1 protein-coding gene and 1 pseudogene are annotated in these 1,783 nt (G+C 39.1%); both read right to left on the bottom strand.

The genetic code is table 11. The features are described 5' to 3' along the window. Positions 1-273: 273 nt before the first annotated feature. A pseudogene (locus PX636_RS16885) lies at positions 274-684 on the bottom strand (PQQ-dependent sugar dehydrogenase); the annotation flags it as partial. Positions 685-757: 73 nt separating this feature from the next. Further along, positions 758-1,717, bottom strand: coding sequence for a NodZ family protein (locus PX636_RS16880; protein WP_288117957.1), 960 nt, complete (start codon positions 1,715-1,717; stop codon positions 758-760). Positions 1,718-1,783: the final 66 nt, after the last annotated feature.

The raw sequence follows: 1,783 nt of genomic DNA, 5'->3' as shown, positions 1-1,783 counted from the left end.
TTTATCTTCCCTCTTGGCATCCATCCAAAGCCTTAATGCTTTGTTTCTGATGAATTGTACTGTACGAATAGCTTCATCAATGGCAGAACACTGACTTGGTTTAACCACGGCTTTCATTTCTAAGACAATCATTGCTTATCGACCTCAAACAACTTATTTTATATTAACCTGTACAGCATAGATTGTCAAGATTTTAGTCGTGCTTCGCTGTTTTATATTGGTCGGGGTTTCATCCCGTCGCTAAGTGCGAGGGTCTTCACCCCGACATTTGAGATAAACCGCACGAGCGACGCGGGTACGATTAGCCTCCTGGTCTCCGTGGGCATAAGTTAGATAAATCCAGCGATTTTGGGCAAATTGGGGATGAATTGCCACATCGAGCAGTCCTCCTTGTCCGACGGCAAAAACTTCGGGAACTCCAGCGATGGCTTTTGGGTCTAATTTGCCCTCTCTAACTACTCTTAAACGACCGGGGCGCTCTGTGATGAGGATTTCCCCGTTAGGTAGCCAAACCATCGACCAAGGATGCTCTAAACCCTCGATTACGGTCACTTTTTGCCATTGATTGGTCTGGGAATTATTCGCCGAAGTTAATACATTTGCACCTTGACAACTGGAGATAATTATGGTAGTAAAAACGCTAGATACTAAAGGGGAGAAAAGGCGATTGAGAGAATTAAGCATTAGTTGGTAACTCCCCAAGTTTGCCATGGCATAGACATCATTAAGGTTGGTTCGGGTTAATTGCTCGTACAAACTATTTGGCAATACCTCTAATTTTCGCTTTGACTTTTTCAATGAATGAAGAAGAATTAACATCGTGGAGATGTTGTTTACTGGCTTTACTTAGGATTGATGCCACTAAACCAAAGGAGGACTGTGAAGAAAAAATCAAATCATTACAACTGGCTAACAAATACATATCCATTAATGCTTCTATGCCATTTTGAATGCGATCGGGACATTGATCCCAGTTCTGGTGCATTCTTTCTCCCGATGGTGGAAACCATTTTGGTGTGGTGATAATATTTGGGAACTCCTCTTGAAATTTTTCAACAACTTCTTGAGAATCTGTAGCCAAGAAAATGCTGTTAAATTTATTGTTTTTGTTGATTTTTTTAGTATTAGTAATTAGCTTATCTAAAGGAATCTTCATGTCTGTGTATCTGACATGAACGCCTAGGGTATTCACTCCAAAGTAAGATGATCGGAAATCTTCGATAGACTGAATAATTTCAGGTTTCAGGCTTAGATGAGAGTTTAATACCTGTTTGATAATAGTACGATCATCCATTTTTGCCAAGTAATCGAACTTCCCATGAAAAAGTTGTCTCATCTGGTTGATTTTATGAGTATAGGCACAGAAAACCAGAATCTCACTCTCATAATTTGTTCTAGATAATTCAACCGACATAGATTGATCCGAAATCCTTAAATCTTTTCTTAGTCCACCAAAAGATTGATCTAACTTATCAATCCATATCTCAGGATAGACAGACTTGGTATCAGGTATAGATTCTACTGAAACGGTCTTTGGACAGTTAAAAAATAGAGGGAAGGAGTTGATATCGTCATGACAATAAGTATTATCCCGCCAATCAATAACTAACTGGCGATTACTAATTTCACTATAGATTATTGCACCACAGGCGGCCAGAATTCGGTTTCCCATGCCAGAGGAACCTTTACAAATCAGAAATTTTCTAGAGCTATTCATATTTTCTATTAAGTATCTACTAAACTATAAACCTAGGCGAAGGCGAATTCTTTTCAAACTAAAGGG

The sequence above is a fragment of the Microcystis sp. M53598_WE2 genome, from assembly GCF_030067735.1.
GTDB classification, from domain to species: Bacteria; Cyanobacteriota; Cyanobacteriia; order Cyanobacteriales; family Microcystaceae; genus Microcystis; species Microcystis aeruginosa.
Note: the sequence above shows the minus strand (reverse complement) of the source record. Positions and strands in the feature narration are given on the sequence as shown.